22 protein-coding genes and 1 tRNA gene are annotated in these 24844 nt (G+C 71.5%); 15 read left to right on the forward strand and 8 right to left on the reverse strand.

Annotated elements, in window-relative coordinates:
- Positions 1 to 76: 76 nt before the first annotated feature.
- Positions 77 to 838, reverse strand: a complete 762-nt coding sequence (locus ACFUNE_RS12870; protein ID WP_147958379.1) for a phosphoglyceromutase — start codon at positions 836 to 838, stop codon at positions 77 to 79.
- Between the two features lie 208 nt (positions 839 to 1046).
- On the opposite strand from ACFUNE_RS12870, the gene ACFUNE_RS12875 reads away from it, so the two are divergent.
- Positions 1047 to 2324, forward strand: a complete 1278-nt coding sequence (locus tag ACFUNE_RS12875; protein WP_383565735.1) for an MDR family MFS transporter — start codon at positions 1047 to 1049, stop codon at positions 2322 to 2324.
- A 177-nt stretch (positions 2325 to 2501) separates the two neighbouring features.
- Here the strand turns inward: ACFUNE_RS12875 and ACFUNE_RS12880 are convergent, their stop codons facing one another.
- Positions 2502 to 2642 carry a hypothetical protein gene (locus ACFUNE_RS12880; RefSeq protein WP_351272918.1) on the reverse strand — a complete coding sequence of 47 codons (141 nt, stop codon included), beginning with the start codon at positions 2640 to 2642 and terminating at the stop codon, positions 2502 to 2504.
- A gap of 209 nt (positions 2643 to 2851) precedes the next feature.
- Positions 2852 to 3529 (reverse strand): phosphate signaling complex protein PhoU, encoded by a 678-nt coding sequence (gene phoU / locus ACFUNE_RS12885; protein ID WP_383565738.1) that lies wholly within the window; start codon positions 3527 to 3529, stop codon positions 2852 to 2854.
- Positions 3530 to 3727: 198 nt separating this feature from the next.
- Here phoU and ACFUNE_RS12890 point away from each other — a divergent pair, with 198 nt between their 5' ends.
- Positions 3728 to 4996, forward strand: a complete 1269-nt coding sequence (locus ACFUNE_RS12890) for a sensor histidine kinase (RefSeq protein ID WP_383565740.1) — start codon at positions 3728 to 3730, stop codon at positions 4994 to 4996.
- Entirely contained in the window at positions 4993 to 5673 is a 681-nt protein-coding gene (locus tag ACFUNE_RS12895; RefSeq protein WP_014047499.1) for a response regulator transcription factor, read from the forward strand. The genes ACFUNE_RS12890 and ACFUNE_RS12895 overlap by 4 nt, the downstream gene beginning before the upstream one ends.
- Before the next feature lie 56 nt (positions 5674 to 5729).
- Here the strand turns inward: ACFUNE_RS12895 and ACFUNE_RS12900 are convergent, their stop codons facing one another.
- A complete protein-coding gene (locus ACFUNE_RS12900; RefSeq protein ID WP_383565742.1) occupies positions 5730 to 6392 on the reverse strand; it encodes a DUF461 domain-containing protein in 663 nt (220 codons plus the stop codon).
- A gap of 676 nt (positions 6393 to 7068) precedes the next feature.
- Between ACFUNE_RS12900 and ACFUNE_RS12905 the strand changes: the two genes are divergently transcribed.
- From ACFUNE_RS12905 to ACFUNE_RS12950, 10 genes are all read left to right on the forward strand, one after another.
- Positions 7069 to 7551 carry a CarD family transcriptional regulator gene (locus ACFUNE_RS12905; protein WP_006380568.1) on the forward strand — a complete coding sequence of 161 codons (483 nt, stop codon included), beginning with the start codon at positions 7069 to 7071 and terminating at the stop codon, positions 7549 to 7551.
- 350 nt (positions 7552 to 7901) lie between these two features.
- Entirely contained in the window at positions 7902 to 8666 is a 765-nt protein-coding gene (ispD, locus tag ACFUNE_RS12910) for a 2-C-methyl-D-erythritol 4-phosphate cytidylyltransferase (protein WP_383565744.1), read from the forward strand.
- Entirely contained in the window at positions 8656 to 9171 is a 516-nt protein-coding gene (ispF, locus tag ACFUNE_RS12915; RefSeq protein WP_383565746.1) for a 2-C-methyl-D-erythritol 2,4-cyclodiphosphate synthase, read from the forward strand. The genes ispD and ispF overlap by 11 nt, the downstream gene beginning before the upstream one ends.
- A 175-nt stretch (positions 9172 to 9346) precedes the next feature.
- The gene (locus ACFUNE_RS12920) at positions 9347 to 9928 is read left to right on the forward strand and encodes a GNAT family N-acetyltransferase (protein WP_383566705.1); all 582 of its coding nucleotides are present in this window, start codon (positions 9347 to 9349) and stop codon (positions 9926 to 9928) included.
- Positions 9929 to 9955: 27 nt separating this feature from the next.
- The gene (locus ACFUNE_RS12925) at positions 9956 to 11476 is read left to right on the forward strand and encodes an ABC transporter substrate-binding protein (protein WP_383565748.1); all 1521 of its coding nucleotides are present in this window, start codon (positions 9956 to 9958) and stop codon (positions 11474 to 11476) included.
- A gap of 4 nt (positions 11477 to 11480) precedes the next feature.
- Positions 11481 to 13193: an ABC transporter permease subunit gene (locus ACFUNE_RS12930; RefSeq protein ID WP_383565750.1), complete on the forward strand. Its 1713-nt coding sequence runs from the start codon at positions 11481 to 11483 to the stop codon at positions 13191 to 13193.
- The gene (locus ACFUNE_RS12935; protein ID WP_383565752.1) at positions 13190 to 14446 is read left to right on the forward strand and encodes an MFS transporter; all 1257 of its coding nucleotides are present in this window, start codon (positions 13190 to 13192) and stop codon (positions 14444 to 14446) included. The genes ACFUNE_RS12930 and ACFUNE_RS12935 overlap by 4 nt, the downstream gene beginning before the upstream one ends.
- Before the next feature lie 60 nt (positions 14447 to 14506).
- Positions 14507 to 15907 carry a cysteine--tRNA ligase gene (cysS, locus tag ACFUNE_RS12940; RefSeq protein WP_383565754.1) on the forward strand — a complete coding sequence of 467 codons (1401 nt, stop codon included), beginning with the start codon at positions 14507 to 14509 and terminating at the stop codon, positions 15905 to 15907.
- 105 nt (positions 15908 to 16012) lie between these two features.
- Entirely contained in the window at positions 16013 to 16969 is a 957-nt protein-coding gene (rlmB, locus tag ACFUNE_RS12945; RefSeq protein ID WP_383565756.1) for a 23S rRNA (guanosine(2251)-2'-O)-methyltransferase RlmB, read from the forward strand.
- Positions 16970 to 17404: 435 nt separating this feature from the next.
- Positions 17405 to 19039: a DoxX family membrane protein gene (locus ACFUNE_RS12950; RefSeq protein ID WP_383565758.1), complete on the forward strand. Its 1635-nt coding sequence runs from the start codon at positions 17405 to 17407 to the stop codon at positions 19037 to 19039.
- 73 nt (positions 19040 to 19112) lie between these two features.
- On the opposite strand, the gene ACFUNE_RS12955 is transcribed toward ACFUNE_RS12950, so the two are convergent.
- The 3 genes from ACFUNE_RS12955 to ACFUNE_RS12965 form a co-directional block, all read right to left on the reverse strand.
- Positions 19113 to 19832, reverse strand: a complete 720-nt coding sequence (locus tag ACFUNE_RS12955; RefSeq protein WP_383565760.1) for an NDP-sugar synthase — start codon at positions 19830 to 19832, stop codon at positions 19113 to 19115.
- 36 nt (positions 19833 to 19868) lie between these two features.
- Entirely contained in the window at positions 19869 to 20282 is a 414-nt protein-coding gene (locus tag ACFUNE_RS12960) for a hypothetical protein (RefSeq protein WP_383565762.1), read from the reverse strand.
- 239 nt (positions 20283 to 20521) lie between these two features.
- A complete protein-coding gene (locus ACFUNE_RS12965; RefSeq protein ID WP_383565764.1) occupies positions 20522 to 21658 on the reverse strand; it encodes an ABC transporter ATP-binding protein in 1137 nt (378 codons plus the stop codon).
- Between the two features lie 177 nt (positions 21659 to 21835).
- On the opposite strand from ACFUNE_RS12965, the gene ACFUNE_RS12970 reads away from it, so the two are divergent.
- A tRNA-Thr gene (locus ACFUNE_RS12970) sits at positions 21836 to 21913 on the forward strand.
- 240 nt (positions 21914 to 22153) lie between these two features.
- Positions 22154 to 23611, forward strand: a complete 1458-nt coding sequence (locus ACFUNE_RS12975; protein WP_383565766.1) for a VCBS repeat-containing protein — start codon at positions 22154 to 22156, stop codon at positions 23609 to 23611.
- Between the two features lie 226 nt (positions 23612 to 23837).
- On the opposite strand, the gene ACFUNE_RS12980 is transcribed toward ACFUNE_RS12975, so the two are convergent.
- Entirely contained in the window at positions 23838 to 24761 is a 924-nt protein-coding gene (locus tag ACFUNE_RS12980; protein WP_383565768.1) for a LysR substrate-binding domain-containing protein, read from the reverse strand.
- Between the last annotated feature and the right edge of the window lie 83 nt (positions 24762 to 24844).

The raw sequence follows: 24844 nt of genomic DNA on the forward strand, positions 1-24844 counted from the left end.
CCAGCCACGGCCCCAGGGTAAAAACGAGCCCCCTACTCGCGGAGAAACCGCAGGTAGGGGGCTTGTTTTGGTCGAACTACTTCTTCTTGCCCTGGTTCTTCACTGCCTCGATAGCCGCCTTGGCCGCGTCCGGGTCGAGGTAGGTGCCGCCCGGCTTCAGGGGGCGGAAGTCGGCGTCCAGCTCGTAGGCGAGCGGGATGCCGGTCGGGATGTTGAGGCCCGAGATGGCGTCGTCGGAGATGCCGTCCAGGTGCTTCACCAGGCCGCGGAGGCTGTTGCCGTGGGCGGCGACCAGGACGGTCTTGCCGTCGAGGAGGTCCGGGACGATGCCGTCGTACCAGTACGGCAGCATGCGCTCGACGACGTCCTTGAGGCACTCCGTGCGCGGGCGCAGCTCCGGCGGGATCGTCGCGTAGCGCGGGTCGGCGCTCTGCGAGAACTCGGTGCCGTCCTCGAGTGCGGGCGGCGGGGTGTCGTACGAACGGCGCCAGAGCATGAACTGCTCCTCGCCGAACTCGGCGAGCGTCTGGGCCTTGTCCTTGCCCTGGAGGGCGCCGTAGTGGCGCTCGTTCAGCCGCCAGGAGCGGTGCACGGGGATCCAGTGGCGGTCCGCGGCTTCCAGCCCGAGCTGGGCGGTGCGGATCGCGCGCTTCTGGAGGGAGGTGTGCACGACGTCGGGGAGCAGGCCGGCGTCCTTGAGCAGCTCACCGCCGCGGACCGCCTCCTTCTCGCCCTTGTCGGTGAGGTCTACGTCCACCCATCCGGTGAACAGGTTCTTCGCGTTCCATTCGCTCTCGCCGTGGCGGAGGAGGATCAGCTTGTACGGTGCGTCGGCCATGGGTCCGAGCGTAATCGAACCCGTGCGGCCTTTGCGCGCTCGGTCACAGGGCGGACACGGGGCGGGGAGGCGAACCGACGATTGACGGGCGGCGTCAATCGAGTGGCGGTCGGCGATTCCGCTTTCGTAATGTTCGGACAGTGGTCGGGCCGCTTACATGGCCCGGGCGCGCCGAATCCGTACGCGTACGCCCCGGGGGGAACTTCCTATGTCTGTCGCCGGTCTCAGAAAGGCGGCACACGAGACGGTCGCCGGTCTCCCCAGGGAGTTCTGGTGGCTGTGGACCAGCACACTGGTCAACCGTCTCGGGGCCTTCGTCGCCACCTTCATGGCTCTCTACCTGACCCTGGACCGGGGCTACTCGGCCTCGTACGCCGGTCTCGTCGCCTCCCTCCACGGGCTCGGCGGGGTCGTGTCGTCGCTGGGGGCGGGGGTGATGACCGACCGGCTCGGCCGACGGCCGACCATGCTGATCGCCCAGCTCTCCACAGCCGTGTCCGTGGCCGTGCTCGGCTTCATGGTCCATCCGCTGGCGATCGCGGGCGTGGCCTTCGTCGTGGGCATGGCCAGCAACGCGTCGCGGCCCGCCGTCCAGGCGATGATGGCCGACATCGTCCGGCCGGAGGACCGCGTCCGCGCGTTCTCGCTCAACTACTGGGCCATCAACCTGGGTTTCGCCGTCTCGTCGGCCGGAGCGGGGTTCATCGCCGAGTACAGCTACCTGGCCGGCTTCATGGGCGAGGCCGCACTGACGCTGCTCTGCGCCGTCGTCGTGTTCCTCAGGGTGCCCGAGTCGCGGCCGCAGGAGGCGCCCCGGGCAGCCGGGGCTCCCGCCCCGGACGACGTGCGGCTGAGCACCGTGCTGCGCGACGGGCGCTACATGGGTGTCGTCGGGCTGTCGTTCCTGGTCGCGCTGATCTTCCAGCAGGGGTACGTGGGCCTGCCGGTGGCCATGGGGGCGGACGGGCTGTCCAGCTCCGACTTCGGAACGGCCATAGCGGTCAACGGTGTGCTGATCGTGGCCCTGCAGATCCCCGTGACCCGGTACATCCAGCACCGCGATCCGCGCCGGCTGCTGGTCCTCTCGTCGCTGGTCGCGGGGTACGGCTTCGGGCTGACCGCCTTCGCGGGATCGGTCGGGGTGTACGCGCTGACGGTGTGCGTCTGGACCCTGGCCGAGATCGTCAACGCGCCGACGCAGACGGGCATCGTCGTGCAGCTGTCCCCGGCGCACGGCCGCGGCCGCTACCAGGGCATGTACACGATGTCCTGGTCGGTGGCGGGGCTCGTCGCCCCGCTGATGTCGGGCTTCGTGATCGACCGCTACGGCGCCGCCTGGCTGTGGGGGACCTGTGCGGTCCTCGGCACGGTGGCGGCGCTCGGCTACTGGCTTCTCATGCGGAACCTGGACCTGTCGGAGCCGAAGGCGGCTCCGATCCCGGTGCCGACGCCCGTGGACCGGACGGTGGCCGAGCCCGCGCTCTGAGAGGACACGCACGTCGGCGGTCCGGCGGTCCGGGGGTCCCCTCAGGACGTGCCGTAGTGCCCAGGACATACCGAAGGTGCCCCCGGACGCGCCGAAGGTGCCCCGGACACAACAGGGGTGCCCCGCGCCGGACAGATGTCCGGCGCGGGGCACCCCCGGGGCGGCAGTCGGCCCGGTTCAGCCACCGCACTGGCAGGGCGCACCGGACTGGCAGCCGCACCCGCAGCCCGAGCCGCAGCCGCAGGCCCCCAGCAAGGGCAGATGCACCACTTCGGTCGGGGTCTCCTGCTGGGGTTCGGTCACGGGGGAATCGGCCATGGTCCCTCCTCAGGGGGGTACGACTCGACGGCGTACGGCACATGCGTGGAGCGCACAGCCGACGGCGGGGGGCGTACGGGCATGGCGTGTCGCCCCCGCACCCATTGCATGCCCACCCGGGAGGGCGCATCAACGGCGCACGAGTGCGGGAACGGATGTACGACGGTTGCGGCAAGCGCGCCCTTCCGCGCCCCCGGCCGATGACGGCGTTACGCCCCCTCCACCGATGCCGCCGCCTGGATCTCGTCCGCGTGCTCACCCGTGACCAGGTAGACGACGCGCTTGGCGACCGACACGGCGTGGTCGGCGAAGCGCTCGTAGTAGCGGCCGAGCAGGGTGACGTCTACGGCGGTCTCGATGCCGTGCTTCCAGCGGTCGTCCATCAGGTGCTGGAACAGCGTCCGGTGCAGCAGGTCCATCTCGTCGTCGTCCTGCTCCAGCTGGAGCGCCAGGTCGACGTCCTTAGTGATGATCACCTCCGCGGCCTTCGCCATGAGCCGCTGGGCGAGCTGCCCCATCTCCAGGATGGTGGCGTGCAGGTCGTGAGGCACCGCCGACTCGGGGAAGCGCAGCCGTGCCAGCTTGGCGACGTGCTGGGCGAGGTCGCCGGATCGCTCCAGGTCGGCGCTCATCCGGAGCGAGGTGACCACGATCCGGAGATCGGTGGCGACCGGCTGCTGGCGGGCGAGCAGCGCGATGGCGCGGGCCTCCAGGTTGTGCTGGAGGTCGTCGACCTTCTGGTCGGCGGCGATCACGCTCTCGGCGAGCTTGAGATCGGCGTCGAGCATGGAGGTCGTGGCCCGGCCGATCGCCGAGCCGACCAGCCTGGCCATCTCGACCAGGTCTTCGCCGATCGAGTCGAGTTCCTCGTGATAAGCGTCGCGCATGGAAGTCCCTCTCCAGATCCTTACTGAGGCCGGGGTCCGGTGCCGACCCCCACGCTGCCACGGTGCGGTCCCAACGCGTCGGGATTCGTCCCCCGAAGTGAACCGGCACTTTCCCCTTGGTGAACTCTGGGCGACGAGTGTTCGAGATGGCACCCGGATGGCTGGGAGAGTGTCGGCGCGCCCGCATAACCTTGAGGCATGGACGTGAACGCGGCTGTCGCCGCAGCTGCAGCGATTGCCGGGTTGTGCACCGGTGTGATCGCCATGCTGGCGTTCCGCTGGAGCGAACGCGAGCAGAAGCGCCCCACGCGTACGTCCCTGCGGCCCGACGGCAACGCCGCGCTCCCCCCTGGGGTGGACACGGTCCTCTCCGTGCTCAGCTCGTCCGCCGTCGTGCTCGACGAGAGCGACAGTGTGGTCAAGGCCAGCTCCGCCGCCTACGCGCTGGGCCTGGTCAGGGGCGGACGCCTGTCGGTCGAGCCGATGCTCCACATGGCCAGGGACACCCGGCGTGACGGTGAGATACGACAGGTCGAGCTGGATCTGCCGCGCCGCGGCACGGGCCGCGGCGAGGCGCTCGCCGTCTCCGCCCGGGTCGCACCGCTGGGGTCGCGCCTGGTGCTGCTGCTGGTCGAGGACCTCACGGAGGCCCGCCGCATAGAAGCGGTACGGCGCGACTTCGTCGCCAACGTCAGCCATGAGCTCAAGACCCCGGTCGGCGCGCTCTCCCTGCTCTCCGAGGCCGTCATGGACGCCTCCGACGATCCGGAGGCGGTGCAGCGGTTCGCCGGCCGCATGGAGATCGAGGCGACCCGGCTGACCAATCTCGTCCAGGAGCTCATCGACCTCTCCCGGGTGCAGAACGACGACCCGCTGGAGGACGCCGAGCCGGTGCGGGTCGAGGAGCTGGTCGTCGAGGCCATCGACCGGTGCCGCCAGCAGGCCGGATCGAAGCAGATCACCATGGCTTCGGGCGGCGCCGCGGACCTCTTCGTCTGGGGGAACCGGAGCCAGCTCGCGGCCGCCCTCGGCAACCTCGTGGAGAACGCCGTCAACTACAGTCCGGCGCGCACCCGCGTCGGCATCGCCGCCCGGAAGATGGCCGCGCCCGGCGGGGACCTGATCGAGATAGCCGTGACCGACCAGGGCTTCGGTATCTCCGAGAAGGACCGCGAGCGCGTCTTCGAGCGGTTCTACCGCGTCGACCCGGCCCGCTCACGGGCCACAGGCGGCACCGGTCTCGGTCTCGCCATCGTCAAGCACGTGGCCGCCTCGCACGGCGGGGAGGTCACCGTATGGAGCTCGGAGGGACAGGGCTCCACGTTCACCCTGCGACTGCCCGAGTCGGGCGTCGTACGGGGTCGTACCACCGGCGGACCTCTCGTCGTCAACGGTGCTGTTGACGACGACGGGCCCTTCGGGACCGATTCTTTTGAACCATTTCCTGCCCCGGAGGCCCTTCCGTGACCCGAGTGCTTGTCGTCGAGGATGAGGAATCCTTCAGCGACGCCCTGTCCTACATGCTCCGCAAGGAAGGCTTCGAGGTGGCCATCGCGGCCACCGGCCCCGACGGCCTCGACGAATTCGAGCGCAACGGCGCCGACCTCGTGCTGCTCGACCTGATGCTGCCGGGCCTGCCCGGCACGGAGGTCTGCCGCCAGCTGCGCGTCCGCTCCAACGTCCCGGTGATCATGGTCACCGCCAAGGACAGCGAGATCGACAAGGTCGTGGGCCTGGAAATAGGAGCCGACGACTATGTGACCAAGCCCTTCTCCTCGCGGGAGCTGGTGGCCCGCATCCGCGCGGTCCTGCGCCGCCGCGGCGAACCGGAGGAGGTCACCCCGGCCGCGCTGGAGGCCGGTCCGGTGCGGATGGACGTGGACCGCCACGTCGTCACGGTCTCCGGCGGCAAGGTCGACCTCCCGCTGAAGGAGTTCGACCTCCTCGAGATGCTCCTGCGCAACGCGGGGCGCGTGCTGACGCGCATGCAGCTGATCGACCGGGTCTGGGGCGCGGACTACGTCGGCGACACCAAGACCCTGGACGTCCACGTCAAGCGGCTCCGGGCCAAGATCGAGCCCGACCCCGGAGCGCCGCGCTACCTGGTGACGGTGCGGGGCCTGGGCTACAAGTTCGAGCCGTAAACCGAGAGCTGCCGGCTGCGTGGGGGGCGTCTCCGCCGGAGGCGCCCCCCACGCGCTCAGTGTTCGGCGGCCGCGTCGTCCGAGGGCGTGGCGGAGCCGCTCGGCGTGGCCGAGGGGCTGCCCGACTCGCCCGGCGTCTCGGACGCGGAGCCCGGAGTCTCGGACGCGGAGCCCGACGGTGTGGCCTTGGGCTCGGCCGACGGCAGCGCGCTCGGGCCGAACTTCTCGAAGAAGCTGGTCGCCGGGACGATGGCGGCACCGAGCTCGATGTCGCCCGTCTCGCTGAACGTGAAGGCGACGGTCTGCACGTCGCCGTTCGTCCCTGCGCGGCGGCCGTCCTCGATCACGGCCGAGGCGTTGTTCTTCCCGCCGATGATGACCCGCCCGCCGGCCGGGACCACGAGCGGTCCCTTGCCCTTGGCGGCCTTCAGCTCCACGGTCGTGCCGGTGCCCGGCAGGGCGATCTTCTCGACGGTCTCCGGCTTCGCGCCGTCGTTGAAGAGGGTGGCGGCGATGACCGCCGGGCCCTCGGCGTCCGGCTCGGGCTGGGTGATGATGTTGAGGTTCTGGATCTTGATGGAGTCGACAGCGGTGGCTGCGTTGTCCGGCCGGACCTGAAGCGTCTGTGCGTCGTTGCCGGCACTGCACGCGGACAGGGCGGCGATCGAGAACACGAGGGCAGTGGCGGCGAGGGCGCCGTGTCGAAGGCTGCGGCTCACGGCGGCGGCAACTCCTTGAACGTTCGGACTGCGGACTTCGGACTCTGCGGACAGGAAGGCCCGAGCGGCCGTAAAGCCGCCCTAAGTGTGTGTCAGCGGCCTCAGGTTACCGAGCCGTCGTCGCGGGCCCGCACCCGACCCGCCCCTCGGGCGGGCCGACCTGTGAGCCGGCCGCGGGCCGGTACGCCCCCGTCGGGGCGCCGATGTCCTCCGGCCGCGTCGCAGCCGTCTCCGCGGCCTCGACGATTCGCACGGTGTTCACGAAACACGCGGTGAGCTGTGCCGTTGATCGGCTGGTGATCGATTTCCCGGCGCCGGCGCATTTCCCGCGCATAATCCACCGGGTCACGAGCCGTTGATCAATTTCAATGACCATCGACACTAAGAGCCGTACGGGTGATCGAGATCCGAACGGAGTACGGAAAGTTCACCATCCTGAAACCGGCAAAACGGGACTTTCGGCCCCTTCTGGAGGGCTTCCGGCATGTGTGACGCGTGTGTTTCAGCTCGGCCGTACGCCTGCTCCGACCTGCGAATATCGCCTTCCGGAAGGCTCTCGCAGCACGTTCGTGTTGCAGTTGTCAAGCCCCGAGATATGCCCTGACCTGCGAAAACGCCATTCAGGAGATGCCGTTCTCGTGTTACTCTGGATAGCCACGGAAGGGGTACCTGTCACATGACGTTCAAGGTTGGCGACACCGTGGTCTATCCCCATCACGGGGCCGCGCTGATCGAGGCTATCGAAACTCGCCAGATCAAAGGCGTGGACAAGACCTACTTGGTGCTCAAGGTCGCCCAGGGCGACTTGACGGTTCGTGTACCGGCGGACAATGCGGAGTTCGTCGGTGTGCGCGACGTAGTCGGGCAGGAGGGGCTGGACCGGGTCTTCGAGGTGCTGCGCGCGCCGTACGCCGAAGAGCCGACGAACTGGTCCCGTCGCTACAAGGCAAATCTCGAGAAGCTCGCCTCCGGCGATGTCATCAAGGTCGCCGAAGTGGTGCGTGACCTGTGGCGTCGTGAGCGCGAGCGTGGACTCTCCGCAGGTGAGAAGCGCATGCTCGCCAAGGCCCGCCAGATCCTGGTGAGCGAGCTCGCTCTCGCGGAGAACACGAACGAGGACAAGGCCGAGGCCCTGCTCGACGAGGTTCTCGCGTCCTGAAACCGGACGACACCGGTTGACCGGATGACGCCGGCGAACTGAATCCGGTCGTACGAAATGTGCCGCGGTGCCCGCTGACCAACCGTCTCGACGGTGAGTCGTCGGGCGCTGCGGCATGTTCGGATCCGCGCATGGGTCCGCCCGGAAAGCGATCCGGCACACACCTGTGCCCTCTTCTGCGGCAACCTCCACCGAGCCCTGCGGCTTGGCCGACCGGGGGTCACGGAAGGGGTCCCGGTCAGGTCAAGGCGTCGCGCCCGGCCCTCCCCCGAGCCACGGTCGGGGGCACGCCCAGGCCATACCCATGTCGGCCGTGGAAACAAACCTGCCGAAGCTTCGGAGTGCTACGGATGTCATCGATGTCACCGACGCCTGCTGAACCGAGCCCCTCCCGCACCGCGGCGGTGATCCCCGCAGCGGGCCGCGGTGTCCGGCTCGGCCCCGGTACCCCGAAGGCGCTGCGCGCGCTCGGCGGTACTCCCATGCTGATCCACGCCGTACGGGCCATGGCCGCGTCCCGCGCCGTCTCCCTCGTCGTCGTGGTCGCGCCCCCGGACGGCGCGCCCGAGGTGAAGAACCTCATCGACGGTCACGCGCTGCCCGAGCGCACCGACTACGTGGTCGTCCCCGGCGGTGCGACACGCCAGGAGTCCGTGAGCCTCGGCCTCGACGCCCTGCCGGACGACATCACCGTCGTGCTCGTCCACGACGCGGCACGGCCCCTGGTGCCGGTCGACACCGTGGACGCCGTCATCGAAGCCGTACGGGGCGGGGCTCCCGCCGTCGTCCCCGCGCTCCCTCTCGCCGACACGGTCAAGGAGGTGGAGCCGGGCGGGCCGGGCGTACCGGAGCCGGTCCTCTCGACTCCCGTACGGGCGCGGCTGCGGGCGGTGCAGACGCCGCAGGGCTTCGACCGGGACACGCTCGTGCGGGCGCACGAGAGCGTGGCCGTCGACGGTGAGGGTGCGACGGACGACGCGGGCATGGTCGAACGGCTGGGATCGCCGGTCGTCGTCGTGCCCGGACACGAAGAAGCGTTCAAGGTGACCCGGCCCCTGGACCTGGTGCTGGCAGAGGCAGTTCTCGCACGGCGGAGGGCCAACGATGGATTCTGAGGCAGTCGAGCAGCGGCCGGCTCCCGTGATTCCGCTCGTCGGCATCGGGACCGACATCCACGCCTTCGAGGAGGGCCGGGAGCTCTGGTGCGCCGGGCTGCTGTGGGAGGGCGAGGGCCCCGGCCTGGCCGGGCACTCCGACGCGGACGTGGTGGCCCACGCCGCCTGCAACGCGTTGTTCTCGGCCGCCGGGCTCGGTGACCTGGGGCAGCACTTCGGTACCGGCCGCCCGGAGTGGTCGGGCGCCTCCGGTGTGACTCTGCTGACCGAGGCCGCCCGGATCGTACGGGCCGCGGGGTACGAGGTCGGCAACGTCGCCGTGCAAGTCGTCGGTCTGCGGCCGAAGATCGGCAAGCGGCGCGACGAGGCACAGAAGGTGTTGTCCGACGCGGTCGGCGCGCCGGTCTCGCTCTCCGCCGCCACCTCGGACGGGCTCGGGTTCACCGGCCGGGGCGAGGGCATCGCGGGCATCGCGACCGCGCTGGTCCACCGCGTCTCCGGCTGACGCGCGGGCCCGCCCGCCGGGGAGCGGCAGCGCCGTCCCGGCGGGCGGCCGTACGGAGCCCCGCCGCCTTATTGCACATCACTCGCACGTACGCTGATGTGGCAAGTGGTGTGCCGTACGGGGCCGAGGGCGAGGGTGAGTGTCAGTGGTGAGCGCGACCGCCGGGGCGACGAGGATGCCGGACGCGCCGGCCGGTGCCGACGGGTACGTCCTGCGGACCGCCACCGCGGAGGACGTCGGGGGCGCCCGGGCCGTCATGCTGGACACCGTCTACCACGACCTGCGCTCGGGCTACGTGCCCCGCTGGCACGCCGACATCATCGACCTCGAGGGTGCCTACCTGCGCCCCGCGCGCTGCACGCTCCTGGTCGTCGTGCTCGGTGACGAGGTCGTGGCGACGGGCGCGGTGCGGGACCGGGGTCCGCAGGCGCCACCCAATCCGCAGTGGGTCGCGGACCGCTTCCCCTCCGGCTCGACGGCCCAGCTGTGCCGGATCTACGTACGTCCCGCGCACCGTCGTCACGGCCTGGCCCGCGCGTTGGTACGGGAGCTCGGGGACTTCGCCGCAGGGGCGGGCGGCTACACCTCGCTCTACCTGCACACCGATCCGGCCGTGCCGGGCGCCGAGCCGTTCTGGCGTTCGCTCGCCCATGAGGTCTGCGACGAGCGTGCGCTGCCGGACGGTGGCCAGGGCATCGTCCACTTCGAGCTGCCGATGCCTGCTCTCCCCGGATCCTCCACCCCGAATATCAGATGATAATCGTTTTCATATAGGGTCTCCGTCATGCCTACGTCCCGAACCCGCCGCTCCTCGCTGCCGGTCGTCGCCGCCGCCCTGCTGCTCCCGCTCGCCGCCTGTTCCTCGTCGAGCGGCTCCGGAGCGTCCGGCGACGCGCAGCGGCTCCGGGTCGTCATGGCCTTCCCGCCCGCCCAGGCCATGTCGCCGTACGGGGACGACGCGGTCACCCTGAGCAGGCTCTCCGTCATCGAGGGCCTCACCACCCTGGACAGGAACGGCGCCGCCGAGCCCGCGCTCGCCGCGTCCTGGAAGCAGGAAAACCCCACCACCTGGACGTTCACCCTCCGCAAGACCGTGTTCCAGGACGGTGCGAAGGTCGACGCCGCCGCTGTCGTCCGGTCGCTCACCGCGGCGGGCAAGGCGTCCCCGCTGCCCCGGGTCCTGTCGGACACGACCCTGAAGGCGACAGCGGTGACGGGCGGGCGCGCGGACGCTGTACGCATCGTCACCGGGGCGGCGGACCCGCTGCTGCCGCAGCGGCTCGCCAACCCCTCGCTCGCGATCCTGTCCGCCGGCGCCTACAGGAACGGCAAGGTGAACCCCGCGGGGCACGCCACCGGCCCGTTCACCCTGACCGACGTCAAGGGCGCGGTCGCCGCCACCCTCCAGCGCAACGCCGACTACTGGGGTGACAGGGCGAAGGCCCCGGGCGTCGACGTCACGTTCGCCGCGGACGGCACCGCCCGCGCCAACGCGCTGCGGACCGGGGCCGTGGACGTCGCGGAGTACGTACCGATCTCCCAGGCCTCCCTGCTCGGCGACTCGTTCGTCCATGAGTTCCCCTCCGCCCGGACGAACGGCCTTTCGCTCAACACCGGACACGGCGTCTTCGCCGACCCGGCCATGCGCGCCGCCGCCCGCGAGGCCATCGACTCCGGGGCTCTGGTCGACGGGGTGTACGAGGGCCGGGCGGACACCGCGAAGGGGCTTCTCGGGCCCGGCATCCCGTGGGCCGCCGAGAAGCGCACGGCGCCCACCGGACGCACCCCCGCCGCGAGTCGCGCGGAGGTGGCCAAGACGAAGGAGATCGTCCTCGCCACCTACACCAACCGGCCCGAGCTCCCCGAGGTGGCGACGCTCGTCCAGCAGCAGCTCCAGAAGCGAGGCTTCACCGTCAAGCAGGTGGTCCGCGACTACGCGCAGATGGAGGCCGACGCCCTCGCCGGGAAGTACGACGCGTTCATACAGGCCCGCAACACCCTGCTGGACACCGCCGACCCCGTCTCGTACCTCTCCTCCGACTTCACCTGCGACGGCAGCTTCAACATCTCCCAGCTGTGCGACAGGAACGTCGACGCGGCCGTGGACAAGGCCGCCTCCCTGCGTGCCACCGATGCCCGCCACGGCGCCGAGATGACCGCCGAGGCCGCCGTCCTCGGTGCCGACGCCCTCGTGCCGCTCGTCCACGAGCGCTTCGTGCAGGGCTACGACGACGCCCGCGTCGAAGGCGTCGCACTCGACCCGATGGAGCGCACCCTCGTCACCGCCGACACCCGCGTCGGGTGACCGCGTGAAGTACCTGGCCGGACGGCTCGGCGCGCTCCTGGCCGTCGTCGCCGTCATCGGCCTGCTGCCCGGGCTGACCCGCACCGACCCGGCCCTGACGATCCTGCACGCCCGCTACGCCGACCGTCCGCCCACCCCGGCCGTGCTCGACGCGATCCGAGCCGAGACCGGGCTCGACGGCGGGGCGCTGCACGTCCTCGGCGCCTGGGCCTCCGGACTCCCGCGCGGCGACCTGGGGGAGTCCTGGGTCTCCGGGCAGCCGGTCGGCCCCGACGTGACGTCCGCGCTCGGTGTCTCCCTCACCCTCATGGGGGCCTCGCTCGCCGTCGCCGTCCTCCTGGCGCTCGCGCTCGTCGCCGGCACCCTCCGGCGGGGTGCCGGGCGGAGGCTTGTCACCACCCGGGCGGGCGTCGGCGCGGCCGTGCTCGCCGCGCTGCCGGAGTTCCTCCTCGCCGCGGTCCTGGCGACGGTCCTCTCCGTGCAGCTGGGCTGGTTCCCCGCGCTCGGCTGGGGCGAGGCCGGCCAGGCCGTCCTCCCCGCCCTGGCCATGGGCCTCCCGGCTGGCGCGCTGCTCGGGCGGCTGCTCGACGACGCCCTCCCCGCCGCGTTCGCCGAACCCTGGGCGCGCGCCGCCACCGCGCACGGGATGCCCGCCCGCCGGATCGCGGCCCACGCCCTCGGCCGCGCCCTGCCCGCACTGCTGCCGCAGCTCGGCCTCGTCGTCGTCGGGCTGACCGGTGGCGCGGTCGCCGTCGAGGCGCTCTACGCCGTACCCGGGCTCGGTGGAACCGCCCTGGCCGCCGCCGTCGCCCAGGACCTGCCCGTACTCCAGGCCTGCGTGCTGCTCCTGCTGCTCCTCGGAGTCGCCGCCGGACTCGCGGCCCGGCTCGCGTCCAGGGCCCTGCTCGGCCCCGCCCGCACCGACGGCGCGCTGCCCCCGCTCGTCGCGCCCTCCCTTCCCGTCCGGCGCGCGGTGGCCGTCGCCGCCGTGCTCCTGGCGGCGCTCCTCCTCGCCGTCACCGTCGCGGGGCTGCTGCGCGACCCGCTGCACGCCGACGCCGCCGCCCGCCTCGTGCCGCCCTCGGCGACCCATCCGCTGGGCACCGACTCGCTGGGCCGCGACGTGCTCGCCCGGCTCGGCCACGGGGCGGCCACCACCGCCGTCACGGCGGTCGGCGTCGGCGCCGTCACCCTGCTCCTCGGACTGCTCGCCGGGGCGGCCCGCGCCGGGGCCCTCACCGAGACCGCCAACGCCCTGCCCGCCGTACTGGCCGGCCTCGTCGTCGCGGGCGTCGTGGGCCCCGGCCCCTGGAGTGCCGCGGCGGCCGTCGCGGCCGTCGCCTGGGCCCCGCTCGCCGCCCACACCTCGGCGCTGTACTCCCAGGAACGGTCCGCCCCGCACGTCGCCGTCGCCCGCGCCCTCGGCGCCGGGTCCTGGCACCGGATGCGCCGCCACGTCCTGCCGGGCGTCGTACCACCGGTGGTCCGCCACGCGGTCCTGCGCATCCCGGCCATCGCCCTGGCGCTCGCCTCCCTGGGCTTTCTCGGCCTCGGGACCCCCGCCCCCGCGCCGGAGTGGGGGCGCATGCTGTCGGAGAACATGCCCTACGCCGAGCGCGCCCCCTGGGCCGTCCTCGCCCCCGCCGCAGCACTGGCGGCCCTCGGCGCCCTCGCGGTGCTCACCTCGGCGGCCGTACGCGGCAGGGGGCGCGGGTGACGACGGCCCGGGCGGGCACCAGGCCCGGCGCCGCCCCGGACCTCAAGCCCTACCTCCGCCTCCTGACAGTCACCCAGTTCGCCTTCAACACCGGTTTCTACGCGGTCCTGCCCTACCTCGCGGCCCACCTCGGCGACGGACTCGGGATGGCGGGGTGGCTCGTCGGGCTCGTGCTCGGCCTGCGCACCTTCAGTCAGCAGGGCCTCTTCGTCGTCGGCGGCGCCCTCACCGACCGCTACGGCCCCCGGCCGGTCGTCCTCGCCGGCTGCGTCCTGCGTATCGCCGGCTTCTGCTGGCTCGCCGTGGCGGGCTCCACCGCCACCGTCATCGGCGCCGTCCTCCTCATCGGCTTCGCCGCCGCCCTCTTCTCGCCCGCCGTCGAATCCGAGACCGCCAGGACCGCCGTCGCTCACGAGAGGGGGACGGGGACGCCGCGCGCCCAGGTGCTCGCCGTGTTCTCCGCCGCCGGCCAGGCCGGGGCGTTCCTCGGCCCCCTGCTGGGGAGCGTGCTGCTGCTCCTGGGCGGCGGCTTCCGGACGGCGTGCCTCGCCGGGGCCGTGGTCTTCGTCGGCGTACTCGCGGGACACGCCCGCCTCATGCCCCACCGGCCGCGCCGCGTCAGGCCCGCGAAGGCGGGCACCGACCGCCCCGCGCGCCTCTTCGCCAACAGGCCGTTCCTCGTGCTCTGCCTCGTCTTCAGCACCTACCTCGTCTCCTACAACCAGCTCTATCTCGCCCTCCCGGAGGAGGTGGAGCGGGCCACCGGCTCGCAGGGCGCGCTCGGCGGGCTCTTCGCTCTCTCCTCCCTCCTCGTCGTCGTCGCCCAGCTGCCGCTGACGCGCTGGTCCGCCCGGCGCATCGCGCCCCGGACCGCCCTCGTCACGGGCCTCGCCGTCGTCTCCGCCGGCTTCGCCGCAGTGCCCCTCGCACCGGACGGGCCCGCCGGCCTGCTCCCGGCCGCCTCCCTCGTCGTGCTGCTCACGCTGGGCCAGATGCTGCTGGTCCCTGCCGTCCGGGGGCTCGTACCGGACCTGGTGGACGATCAGCGGCTGGGGCTCGCCACCGGTGCGCTCTCCTCGGTCTCCGGTCTCGCCGTCCTCGTGGGCAGCGCCGCCACCGGAACCCTCCTCGACACGCCCGGCCCCGTCCTGTGGACGGTGCTCGCCGCCGTCCCTCTGGCCGGCGCGGCGCTCGCCCTCACCCTGGCCGGCGGACAGCGCACGCCGGAGCCCGCCACCACCGTCACCGATTAGTTGTGACACGTTTTCCACAGGGGGCGCTGGGCACTGGTGCGGGCCCACTACCCTTGAGGCGTGACTATTCGCCTGTACGACACCGACGCCCGGCAGATCCGTGACTTCGTCCCGCTCACAGCGGGTTGTGTCTCGATCTACCTCTGTGGCGCGACTGTCCAGGCCGCCCCGCACATCGGGCACATCAGGTCCGGTCTGAACTTCGACATCATGCGCCGCTGGTTCGAGCACCGCGGCTACGACGTGACGTTCATCCGGAATGTCACCGACATCGACGACAAGATCATCAAGAAGTCCGCCGAGCAGGGCCGCCCCTGGTGGGCCATCGGCTACGAGAACGAGCGCGCGTTCAACGCGGGCTACGACGCCCTGGGATGCCTCCCGCCCACGTACGAGCCGCGGGCCACCGGCCACATCACCGAGATGATCGAGATGATGCGCGGCCTCATCGAGCGCGGCCACGCCTACGAGGCCGACGGCAACGTCTACTTCGACGTCCGCTCGTACGAGGGATATCTGGAGCTCTCCAACCAGGACCTCGACGACCTGCGCCAGCCCTCCGGCGACAACGAGACCGGCAAGCGCGACAAGCGTGACTTCGCCATGTGGAAGTCGGTGAAGCCCGGTGAGCCCAGCTGGGAGACCCCGTGGGGCCGCGGCCGTCCCGGCTGGCACCTGGAGTGCTCCGCGATGGCGCACAAGTACCTCGGCACCGCCTTCGACATCCACGGCGGCGGGATCGACCTGATCTTCCCGCACCACGAGAACGAGATCGCCCAGGCCAAGGCCTTCGGCGACGAGTTCGCGAAGTACTGGGTGCACAACGGCTGGGTCACCATGTCCGGCGAGAAGATGTCGAAGTCCCTCGGCAACTCCGTGCTGGTCAGCGAGATGGTCAAGGCCTGGCGCCCGATCGTCCTGCGCTACTACCTGGGCACCCCGCACTACCGGTCGATGATCGAGTACAGCGAGGACGCCCTGCGCGAGGCCGAGTCCGCGTTCGCGCGGATCGAGGGCTTCGTCCAGCGTGTCGTGGAGAAGACCGGGGGGCCGGTCGAGGCCGCCGCCGAGGTGCCGCCCGCGTTCGCCGAGGCCATGGACGACGACCTCGGTGTCCCGCAGGCGCTGGCGATCGTCCACACCACGGTCCGGCAGGGCAATTCCGCCCTGGCCGCCGACGACAAGGAAGCCGCCGTCGCCCGCCTCGCCGAGGTCCGCGCGATGCTCGGCGTCCTCGGCCTGGACCCGCTCGACCCGCACTGGGCCGGCGAGGGCGACCGCGGCGAGGACCTGCACGGGGTCGTCGACACCCTCGTGCGGCTCGTGCTCGACCAGCGCCAGTCGGCCCGGGCGCGCAAGGACTGGCCCGCCGCCGACGCCATCCGCGACCAGCTCAACCAGTCCGGCCTCGTCATCGAGGACAGCCCCAGCGGACCCCGGTGGACGCTCGGACCGCGCTGAGCGGACTTCGCACCATGCGTGAGCAGCGCAAATGTGCCGCCCGGCCGTCCGGGCGGCACACTTTCACTTGACGACGTTTTTCTGAAGCAACGAAACAGGTAGGTCATGGCCGGGAACAGCCAGCGCAGGAACCGCCGCACGTCCAACAAGAAGGGCATGCAGGTCGGCAGCGGCGGTAACCGACGCCGTGCTCTCGAAGGCAAGGGACCGACGCCGCCCGCCTCCGCCCGCAAGGGACACAAGAAGAACAGGGTGGCGAACGCACAGGCCAAGCAGGCCCTGTCCCGCCGCCCCGCCCCGCGCCGCGGTGGCGCCAAGGGCACGTCGGAGATGGTCGTGGGCCGTAACCCGGTCTTCGAGGCACTGCGTGACGGCGTGCCCGCCACCACCCTCTACGTCCAGCAGTACATCGACAACGACGAGCGGGTCCGCGAGGCCCTCCAGCTCGCCGGCGAGCGCGGCAACATCAACCTGATGGAGGCGCCGCGCCCCGAGCTCGACCGGATGACGAACGGCCTGAACCACCAGGGTCTCGTCCTCCAGGTCCCGCCGTACGAGTACGCGCACCCGGAGGACCTGACGGCCGCCGCGTACGACAACAACGAGGACCCGCTGATCGTCGCCCTCGACGGCGTCACGGACCCCCGCAACCTCGGTGCGATCGTCCGTTCCGTATCCGCCTTCGGCGGCCACGGCGTGGTCGTCCCGGAGCGCCGGGCGGCGGGTATGACAGCCGGAGCGTGGAAGTCCTCGGCGGGCACCGCCGCGCGTACGCCCGTCTCCCGTGTCACGAACCTGACCCGGGCCCTGGAGGGCTACCAGAAGGCCGGCCTCACCGTGGTCGGCCTCGCCGCCGACGGCGAGCACACCGTCGAGGACCTGCAGGAGCTCGCGGGCCCCGTCGTCATCGTCATCGGCAGTGAGGGCAAGGGCCTGGGCCGCCTCGTCGGCGAGACCTGCGACTACCGGGTCCGGATCTCCATGCCGGGCGGCGCCGAATCGCTGAACGCGGGCGTCGCCGCGGGCATCGTCCTCTACGAGGTGGCCCGCCGCAGGGCGTGAACCCCCTGAGACCGTAGGGACCCGGAGCCCCGGGTCCCTGCGCCGACCCGCGGGAGCGCACGACCGGCGTGCCCTTCTCCCGGGGCCGCCCCCCCCCCGGCGCGCCCGCTGCGCGGGATCCGCCCGGCGGAGTGCCGCACCGGCCGGGCGGCGTACGTCACCTGTCTGCGGGGTGCCGTACGCGATGCGGCACCCGGCCTCCGCACCCGCTCATGCCCGAGGGGACACCGACGGCGCGGAACCGAAGGCCGGCCGGGTCCCCCTCGGACCTCCGGGGCCCCGGCGCAACGCCTTCCCGGCCCCGTAGAACCCCGCCGGCCGCCTCCGTCAGCATGCCCGGAGTACACGGACTCGCCCGGTGTGGAGGGATGTTGACGGGTCTCGGACACTTCGGACGCGTCAAGGCAGTGTCCTAATCACACATCACTCGGTTAGATGAGTGTGGACACCAGAACGCCTCGGTTCGACGACCAACCCGCCCTGAGCATGACGAAGGTGGACAGCGACCCCGCGCAGGTCATCGTCAGCCACGCCAGCTTCCGGGTGCAGCTCGCCCCGGGCCAGCGCACCCGTCTGCGCCCCGTGGGCTCCGCCGGACCGCTCAGGATCCCCGCCATGGGCGGAGCGGGGGGCCGCAGGCGGGCTCCCGTCGTCTGGAGCGGCAGGTCCGAGCCCGGGGACCCCGGAGCGACCGGACTCCTGCAGGCCGTACGGAACTCCACCGCCGGCCATCTCGACGCGCGCCCCGGTGGCGACTTCGGTTCGGGCTACGACGACGGGGGCGGCGGCACCCAGGTCATCCCGCGCCTCGACGAGACCCAGCCCAACCCCGTGCTCGTCGCCCCGCAACGGCCAGGAGGCGGGCGCTCCGGGCCGCTGCTGCCGCCCATGCGGCAGGCCGTCGGCGCCTACGACTCCTCCGAGCCCCCGGCCCACGCGCACGACCTCACCTACGACGATCACGGCGCCGAGGAGCAGAGCGGCGCCTCCGGCGGAGAGCGGCGCCACGCCAACGACACCGTCCGGCACGCCTACTACCCCGGCCGCCGGATGAACCTCGGCGTCGTCCTGCTCCCGCTCCGCGTGATCCTCGGCTTCCTCTCCATCTACGCCGGCATGGGCAAGCTCTGCGACCCCGCCTACTTCGACGGCGGCGACCGCGGCTCCATGGTCAAGTGGCTGACCTCGCTGCACCCCTGGGCCGCCGCCGAGCCCCTGCGCGACTTCGCGCTCTCGCACCCCGTGGCCGCCGGTCTCTCCGTCGCCTTCCTCCAGATCGTCGTCGGCGTCCTCACCGTCCTCGGCCTGTGGCAGCGGGTCGCCGCGGCCTTCGGTGTCCTGCTCTCCGCCGCCATCCTGGTGACGGTCAGCTGGCGCACCGCCGCCGCCTACAACACCCCGGACATCATCCTGCTGGCCGCGTGGAGCCCTCTCGTCATCGCGGGCGCCCCCGTCTACTCCCTCGACGGACGCCTCGCGGGTGAGGCCTGGCGCACGCTCGGGCCGCGCTCCGAGATCTGGGACCTCCGCCGCCGGGTGCTGCGCCGCGGGACCGTGGTCGCCACGGTCGTCGTCGGTCTGACCCTGCTGGTCGGCTCCATGCTCGGCGGGGCCGTCCGCTCCACCGAGGTCGTCACCGTGCCGGGCCCCGACAGCTATCCGACCAACCAGCTGCCCGGTTCCCCGCTCCCCGGCGAGACGAAGGGCAAGAAGCGCAAGCCCTCCATGACTCCGGAGAACCGCACGCCCGAGACGTCCCCCTCCAGTGCCCCCGGCACCCCGTCGGCCGAGGAGTCCACCCCCGGCTCCGAGTCCTCACGCGACTCCGGCCCGACGGCAGGGGCGAGCACGGGCGCGCCCAGCCAGACCCAGGGCACCGGCCAGGCACCCCCGCAGGAGCCGGCCCCGCAGGAGCCCCCGTCCGGCGACACGGGCCCCAGCTCGTCCGGTTCCGAGGGCTCGGGCGGCACCACCGGCGGGTCGGACGGCGGCGGTTCCAGTGGCGGCTCGGACGGTGGTTCGTCCTCCGGCGGAGCCGGACAGAACCCCATCGGCGGCCTGCTGGGCTGACGCAGCCGCCTCACACCGCGAGGGCGGCCACCGGACATCCGGTGGCCGCCCTCGCGTACGTGCGTGAGCCGGCTCAGCCGCCCGCGTGGGCGCCCAGCTCCTTCGCCGCCTCCGTGAGGTCCTTCGCGGTGTCGATCGCCCGCCAGTACGCCCCGTGCGGCAGCGGGAAGCCGGCCAGCCGGCGCTCGCGGGCCAGCCGGGGGAACGTGGTCCGCTCGTGGTCGCCGCGGTCCGGCAGCATCGTGGTGAACGCGGGCGCGAAGACGTACACGCCCGCGTTGATCAGATACGGCGACGGCGGCGACTCGATGAAGTCGGTGATGTGCCCGAACGCGTCCGTCTCCACCGCGCCCCACGGGATCCGCGGCCGGGCCAGCGCAAGTGTCGCCGTGGCGTCCCGCTCGGCGTGGAAGGCGGCCATCTCCCGCAGCGAGAAGCGGGTCCAGATGTCGCCGTTGGTCGCGTACCAGGGCTCCGACGGCTCGGGCAGCCGCGTCGCGGCATGCTTGAGACCGCCGCCCCGGCCCAGAGGCTCGGTCTCGACGACGGTCGTGACGCGCAACGGAAGATCGGCCGAGTCCAGCCACTCCTGCAGCACATCGGCAAGATGGCCGCACGAGATCACGGCGTCGGTGACGCCCTCGGCGGCCAGCCAGGACAGCTGATGGCCGATGATCGGGGTCCCGGTCCCCGGGATCTCGACCATCGGCTTGGGGCGGTCATCGGTGTACGGGCGCAGCCGTGAGCCCTGACCACCCGCCAGGATCACGGCCTGCGTCGGATACGTATGCATGCCAGGCACGATATGCCGTGCCCGGACGCACCCGGCTCAGCTGAACTGTGCGACGCCCGAGGCGAACGAGGTGTCGCAGACCGGCCGGGAGAAGCGGTGGGCGCGGGTCGGCCCGTACTGGTCGACGGCGGCCTTGCCGAGCGCCCTGGCGATCGACATGCAGTGCTTCGCCAGCGAGGGGCGTCCCTCGACGGTGCGCTGGAGGCTCGTCAGTGCGACACCCGGGTCCTTCTCGCGGAGCTCCAGCATGAGCTTGTCACGCAGGACGTCCTGGGGGGCCCGGGCCTTCGCCTGCTTGGAGACGGTCTCCGAGGCGGCGGTCAGCAACTGGGTCTCTGTGTCCTGCCCCGACCACTGCACGCGGGTGACCGCGAGGGTCCCGGACAGCACCATGACGACGGGCAGTACGAGGGCGAGGGTTCGGCCGATGCGGCGCGCGGTGTGGGTCACGCAGGCGAGCGTAGCGGGCAGTGACCGCTCGGCGACATTTCGTCACCCCTGCGGGGGATGGTTCGAGTGGCCTTTTCGAATCGGGCGTTGACGCGCCGGGGCGAATTGACCGGAGTGCCAGGGTATTTGACGCCCGCAGGATCCGAAACCCGATCCTGCCCGCGACACGCGAACGGCCCCGCGTCCAGGGGACGCGGGGCCGTGGCGGCGGGATCAGGTGGATCCGACAGGCTGGGCGATCAGCCGGTCAGGCGCTCACCGGTCGACGTCGCGAAGACGTGCAGCTCGTCCGGGCGCGGCACGACGTGCAGCTCGGTGCCCTTCTCCGGGACGGCGCGGCCACCGACGCGGACGACCAGGTCCTTGTGCTCGCCACCGACCTGCGCGGCACCGTAGACGAAGCCGTCGGCGCCGAGCTCCTCGACGACGTTGACGGAGACGGCCAGGCCGGCCGGGGCGTCGGAGGAGGCCTTGGACAGGCCGGTCGCGGCGGCGCCGCCGTGCTCGACGATGTCGAAGTGCTCGGGGCGGATGCCGACGGTGACGGTGCGGTCACCGCGGTCGGCGGCGGCGGAGAGCGCCTCGCGGGAGACCGGGACGACGCTGTTGCCGAACTTCACGCCGCCGTCGGTGATCGGGACCTCGATCAGGTTCATCGCCGGGGAGCCGATGAAGCCGGCGACGAAGAGGTTCGCCGGGCGGTCGTACATGTTGCGCGGCGAGTCGACCTGCTGGAGGAGGCCGTCCTTGAGGACCGCGACGCGGTCACCCATGGTGAGGGCCTCGACCTGGTCGTGGGTGACGTACACGGTGGTGATGCCGAGGCGGCGCTGCAGCGAGGCGATCTGCGTACGCGTCGACACGCGGAGCTTGGCGTCGAGGTTCGACAGCGGCTCGTCCATGAGGAAGACCTGCGGCTCACGCACGATGGCGCGGCCCATCGCCACACGCTGGCGCTGACCACCGGAGAGCGCCTTCGGCTTGCGGTCCAGGTAGTCGGTGAGGTCCAGCATCTTGGCGGCCTCTTCGACCTTCGCCCGGATCTCCGTCTTGTTGATCCCGGCGATCTTCAGTGCGAAGCCCATGTTGTCCGCGACGGACATGTGCGGGTAGAGCGCGTAGTTCTGGAACACCATGGCGATGTCCCGGTCCTTCGGGGGCAGGTGCGTGACGTCGCGGTCACCGATGCGGATGGCGCCGCCGTTGACGTCCTCGAGACCCGCGAGCATGCGCAGGGAGGTCGACTTGCCACAACCGGAAGGACCGACGAGGACGAGGAACTCGCCGTCCTCGATGTCGATCTCGAGCTGGTCCACAGCCGGCTTCGTGGAGCCGGGGTAGACGCGGGACGCCTTGTCGAACGTGACACTGGCCATGGCGATTCTTCTCCTCCACCGGCAGGAACGTGCCGGACGATCCGAGTAAGGGAGTGGTGTGGTCCACTGGAGTGAACCTGAGGTGACGCTACCTGGCGTTTTCGGATCTGTCAGTAGGTCCGAGGCCCCGAATATCGGGCAGGATCCGGCCCGGCTCCGGTTAGACTGCTCCAGCACGCCTCCTTAGCTCAGTCCGGCCAGAGCAACGCACTTGTAATGCGTAGGTCGTCGGTTCGAATCCGACAGGAGGCTCCACGAAACCCCAGGTCAGACGGCTTCTGACCTGGGGTTTTCTGCTGCTGTCCAACTGCGTGACAGCCGCGACGCGAGGTCCAGGGCGAACGCGCCTCGCTTCAGTACCTCCGACCGCTGCTTCGATCGTCCCAAAAGGCTTCTGCAGTGTCCCCACCCGGCCACAGCGCCTCGCACGCCTTTACAATCCGTCGCGTCGTTCGGGTGCACGGGAGGTGTGCCCGGGGTGGAGGGGGACTCGACATGAGAACGAACCGTGCTCTGACCGGGCGCAGATGGAGAGCCGCTGCCCTTCTGGTCGCCGGTCTGATCGGCGGCACGTTGCTGCCGGCCACTCCAGCGGCCGCCGTGCACGGGGCGGTACCCGGTGACTTCAACGGCGACGGCTACCGTGACGCCGTCCTGCCCGCCCCCGGCGCCGACGTGGCGGGCAAGGAGGCGGCTGGTGCGGTCGTCGTGATGTACGGGGCGAAGTCGGGACTGTCGACGACCTCGCGGAAGATCATTACGCAGAACACCGCCGGCGTGCCGGGTACCGCCGAGGCGTACGACCGGTTCGGTGCCGCCACCGCCACGGCGGACCTGAACCGCGACGGTTACACGGACCTGATCGTCTCGTCGCCCTACGAGGGCACGGTCCAGGGGATCGATGCCGGGGCAGTGACGGTGCTGTGGGGGAGCAGCGCCGGTCTCACTACAGGCACCAACCTGCCGACACCGGAGAGCGATCCGCTGTACTACGGCCTGGACCTGGCTGCTGTCAGCGCCGGCCCGGGAGTGAAGACCGAAGTCCTGGTGGGCGGCTGGCACGGGACCGTCCGCTTCGCCGGCCCCTTCAGTCGCACCGGATCGTTCGGCAACGCGGCCGTGCCGGCGGACATGTCCTCGGGCGAGTCAGTGGCGCTCGGCGACCTCAACGGGGACGGAGCCCAGGACCATGTGAACGTTACCTATCGCTACGGTGGCCTCTCCGGTGGCGTGGTCTTCGTGAACTCCGAGAACCACGTGTACAAGCCCGGTGTGTCACCCGGTCTCCGGAAGGGCAACGGTCTCATCTCCGCAACCGGCGACCTCAACGGCGATGGATTCGCCGATCTCGTGGTCGGCGACCCGGACGAACCCGAAGTCGCCGGGGTCGACGGTGTGCTGGGCGGTCGCATCCTGGTCTGGTACGGCTCGGCGCTCGGCATCGCGGCCGACGCGGCACCCGTCCAGATCACGCAGGACACCGCCGGCGTCCCCGGCGGAGGTGAGAAGTACGACGCCTTCGGCGGCGCTTTGGCGGTTGCCGACCTCAACCGTGACGGGCTCGCCGACATCGTGGTCGGGGCGCCGTACGAATCCATCGGCACGGTCGGCCGGGCCGGGCAGGTGACCGTCGTCCCCGGACGGCGCACGGGCGCCCTCGGCACCGGGGCGTACGCATTCACCCAGGACACAGCAGGTGTCCCCGGCGGCTCAGAGGTCGACGACTTCTTCGGCACGACGGTCGCCGCAGGTGACGTGAACAAGGACGGCAAAGCCGAGTTGTTCGTCGGAGCTGCCGGCGAGAACAACTCCACGGGCGCCGTTTGGGTCCTCCCCGGCGGCACCTCCGGACCGACAGCCGCGGGCAGCCGCATGTTCACCGCGTCCTCCGTCGGCCTCACCCAGCAAAGCGCCACCCTCCTGGGCGGCAACGGGCTGCTCTGGGTGATCTGACACGCCATACGGATGGCAGACCCCCCATGCCCGTACCGCCCGTATTGCCCGGACGACGCCACAGGTCAGGTGCGGAGCGCTCACACGATCCGACAACGTGTCATGCGTAGGTCGTCGGTTCGAATCCGGCGGGGGCTCCACGAAACCCCAGGTCACGACTGCCGTGACCTGGGGTTTTCTGTTCGGGGACAAGAGGCCGCCCGCGGCGTCGTGCCCCTGAGTGGCGTCAGGTCGGCAGGGTCGTCCGTGGGGCGCCCTGCGTCACCTCGCCCGCCGCCCTGCGGGTCGCTCCGGCGAAGACGTGCAGGGCGCGGGTGGCGCTCCCGGCCCGCCACACCAGGCCGTATCCGACGGGCTCCGCGTCGACGAAGGGCAGGTACACGATGCCCGGGCGCGTGTAGTACGTCCTCGTGTGCGCGGCCGTGAGCAGGGCGCCCCTGCCGCCCGCGACCAGCATCAGCGCCTCCTGCATCTGGGTCACGGCCGGCCCGCGTTCGATCGGCCGTCCTCCTGGCGTGTGTGTGGGGACGTGCTGCTCCAGCCAGTAGTCCGGCAGCTCGCCCTCGATCGTGAGCAGAGGTACGCGGGCGAGGTCCTCCATCGACACCGAGTCCCGCGCGGCGAGCGGGTGCGCCGAGGAGACGGCGAGGACGCGTTCCTCCGCGAGGAGCGCCGGGCCGCCGCTGAGGTCGCCCTCGCGCACCGGGTACTCCTGGAGCTGGATGTCGAACGCGCCGCTGCGCAGTTGTCCGAACGGATCGGTCAGCGGGACCTCGCAGATCTCCACGGCGAGGCCGGGGTGGCTGACCCGCAGGGCTTCCGCCGCCTTGAGCGCGATCTCGCCGGTCAGCGGGTTGGAGAACCCGACGTGCAGCACGGTGTCGATGCCGCGCGCGGTGGCGACGGCACGGGCGAGGGCGGCTTCCATCGCGCGGTGGTGCGGTTCGAGGTCCGCGCGCAGTTGTGCGCCCAGGGAGGTGAGGGCGACGCGGCGGCTGGTGCGTACGAACAACGGCGCGCCGACGCGCCGTTCCAGGCGCTGCACCAGCTGGCTCACCCGCGCGCGGGAGAGCCGCATCCGGTCGGCCGTGCGGCCGAAGTGCAGCTCGTCGGCGAGCAGCAGGAAGCACTCGATCTCGTCGCGTTCCATCAGATCCCCCAGATGAACCGGATCGGTAAGCCTGACTGAACGAACGTGCAGATCTTCGCCGTTGTTCCGCTCAGGTGCCCTGG

The organism is Streptomyces sp. NPDC057287 (assembly GCF_042667905.1).
Taxonomy (GTDB): Bacteria; Actinomycetota; Actinomycetes; order Streptomycetales; family Streptomycetaceae; genus Streptomyces.

Excerpts from the sequence above, each read along its gene's own strand:
- ACFUNE_RS12870 (WP_147958379.1), bottom strand. The coding sequence starts at position 838 with ATGGCCGACGCACCGTACAAGCTGATCCTCCTCCGCCACGGCGAGAGC.
- ACFUNE_RS12875 (WP_383565735.1), top strand. The coding sequence starts at position 1,047 with ATGTCTGTCGCCGGTCTCAGAAAGGCGGCACACGAGACGGTCGCCGGT.
- ACFUNE_RS12880 (WP_351272918.1), bottom strand. The coding sequence starts at position 2,642 with ATGGCCGATTCCCCCGTGACCGAACCCCAGCAGGAGACCCCGACCGAA.
- phoU (WP_383565738.1), bottom strand. The coding sequence starts at position 3,529 with ATGCGCGACGCTTATCACGAGGAACTCGACTCGATCGGCGAAGACCTG.
- ACFUNE_RS12890 (WP_383565740.1), top strand. The coding sequence starts at position 3,728 with ATGGACGTGAACGCGGCTGTCGCCGCAGCTGCAGCGATTGCCGGGTTG.
- ACFUNE_RS12905 (WP_006380568.1), top strand. The coding sequence starts at position 7,069 with ATGACGTTCAAGGTTGGCGACACCGTGGTCTATCCCCATCACGGGGCC.
- ispD (WP_383565744.1), top strand. The coding sequence starts at position 7,902 with ATGTCATCGATGTCACCGACGCCTGCTGAACCGAGCCCCTCCCGCACC.
- ispF (WP_383565746.1), top strand. The coding sequence starts at position 8,656 with ATGGATTCTGAGGCAGTCGAGCAGCGGCCGGCTCCCGTGATTCCGCTC.
- ACFUNE_RS12920 (WP_383566705.1), top strand. The coding sequence starts at position 9,347 with ATGCCGGACGCGCCGGCCGGTGCCGACGGGTACGTCCTGCGGACCGCC.
- ACFUNE_RS12925 (WP_383565748.1), top strand. The coding sequence starts at position 9,956 with ATGCCTACGTCCCGAACCCGCCGCTCCTCGCTGCCGGTCGTCGCCGCC.
- rlmB (WP_383565756.1), top strand. The coding sequence starts at position 16,013 with ATGGCCGGGAACAGCCAGCGCAGGAACCGCCGCACGTCCAACAAGAAG.
- ACFUNE_RS12950 (WP_383565758.1), top strand. The coding sequence starts at position 17,405 with ATGAGTGTGGACACCAGAACGCCTCGGTTCGACGACCAACCCGCCCTG.
- ACFUNE_RS12955 (WP_383565760.1), bottom strand. The coding sequence starts at position 19,832 with ATGCATACGTATCCGACGCAGGCCGTGATCCTGGCGGGTGGTCAGGGC.
- ACFUNE_RS12965 (WP_383565764.1), bottom strand. The coding sequence starts at position 21,658 with ATGGCCAGTGTCACGTTCGACAAGGCGTCCCGCGTCTACCCCGGCTCC.
- ACFUNE_RS12975 (WP_383565766.1), top strand. The coding sequence starts at position 22,154 with ATGAGAACGAACCGTGCTCTGACCGGGCGCAGATGGAGAGCCGCTGCC.
- ACFUNE_RS12980 (WP_383565768.1), bottom strand. The coding sequence starts at position 24,761 with ATGGAACGCGACGAGATCGAGTGCTTCCTGCTGCTCGCCGACGAGCTG.